The sequence below is a fragment of the Bradyrhizobium oropedii genome (genome assembly GCF_020889685.1).
Classification (GTDB): Bacteria; Pseudomonadota; Alphaproteobacteria; order Rhizobiales; family Xanthobacteraceae; genus Bradyrhizobium; species Bradyrhizobium oropedii.
In genome coordinates this window covers 1-1,376 of the sequence record NZ_JACMYO010000423.1, presented here as the reverse complement: position 1 = coordinate 1,376, position 1,376 = coordinate 1, and the positions used below count along the sequence as shown (strand labels likewise).

Annotated in this window: 2 protein-coding genes; both read right to left on the bottom strand. The window is 63.2% G+C overall.

From position 1 onward, the window contains the following. Positions 1-197 (bottom strand): hypothetical protein (locus H8A95_RS43045; RefSeq protein ID WP_229188451.1); only part of this gene is annotated, 197 nt, incomplete at its 3' end. 60 nt (positions 198-257) lie between these two features. Continuing rightward, a complete protein-coding gene (locus tag H8A95_RS43040; protein ID WP_229188450.1) occupies positions 258-1,298 on the bottom strand; it encodes an IS110 family RNA-guided transposase in 1,041 nt (346 codons plus the stop codon). Between the last annotated feature and the right edge of the window lie 78 nt (positions 1,299-1,376).

The window sequence follows — 1,376 nt, the reverse complement described above, 5'->3', positions numbered from 1 at the left end:
TATGTGGACGGCCCCCGTGGCACAAGAGCTTCTGAACCTGATCGGATCGCTGACATCCATATGTCCGGCCTGTTGAGTGCGATCGGATTGATCGCTGGGCCAAGATGGTTTTCGCGACGCAAGTTCCAGACATACTCGCGACCTTTGATGGCCACAGGGTCCCACGGATTTGCCTTGCGTTCGGATCGATCGATCATTCCATCTGCTCTTGCAGCTCCGGTTCGGCTCGCGCGTGCAGCGTTTGGCCAGCCAAACTCCTAAGTGACGGTTGCCGTTGCGACGTTGATCCGGGCGGCATCGTAGCTCTCGCCGGTGACCATCAACTTCCAGGCGATGCGGGCCACCTTGTTGGCGAGCGCCACGGCCGCCAGCTTCGGCGGTTTGCGCCGGAGCAGCGCCAGCAGCCAGCGCGACGGCTGACCGCGGCCGAGCCTGGCTTGCCGGATCACGGCGGTCGCCCCTGCCACGAGCAGGCGACGCAGGGTCTCGTCGCCAGCACGGGTAATCTTGCCGAGCCTGGTCTTGCCGGCGGTGGAATGGTCTTTGGGCGTGAGGCCGAGCCAGGCCGCAAACAGCCGGCCGGAGCGGAATGCGTGCGGATCGGGCGTCTTCATCACAAGCGTTGTCGCAATGATCGGACCGACCGAGGGGATTCCTGCGAGACGACGGCTTGTGGCATTGGCCCGATGCCACGCTAGCAGCCTGGCCTCGATCGCCTTCAACTCGCCCTGCAACTGTGCATAGTCGCGACCCTGCATGGCGAACAGCTCACGCGCCAGCTCCGGAAGGCTCTCATCCTGGGCAATCCGCGCCAGCAGCGGCTCGATCTTGTCCAGTCCCTTGGCCGCGATCAGGCCAAACTCCGCCGCATAGCCACGGATCGCATTGCTGAGCTGGGTGCGGCGGGCGATCAGCCCGTCGCGAATGCCCGCCAGCATCAGCGCTGCCTGCTGCTCGGCGGTCTTCACCGGCACAAACCGCATCCGTGGCCGGCCCATCGCTTCGCACACCGCATCCGCGTCCCGCCCGTCATTCTTGTTCCGCGCCACGTAAGGCTTCACCAACTGCGGAGCCATCAACTTCACCTCATGACCGAGCTTGCCAAGCTCTCGAGCCCAGTAATGAGCCGCGCCGCAGGCCTCCATCCCGATCACGGTCGGCGGTAGTTTGGCAAAGAACTCCAGCGCCTGCTTGCGCGACAGCTTCTTGCGCAGCACCGGCTGCTCCGCCGCATCGACTCCATGCAACACAAAAATATGCTTCGACGTATCCATACCAATGCGGATAATCTGCTTCACGGACGGTCCCCTCGTTTGAGATTGCACAACCTCATTCTGGCACACTGATGCCGTAGGGGGCCGTCCACACCATCATAC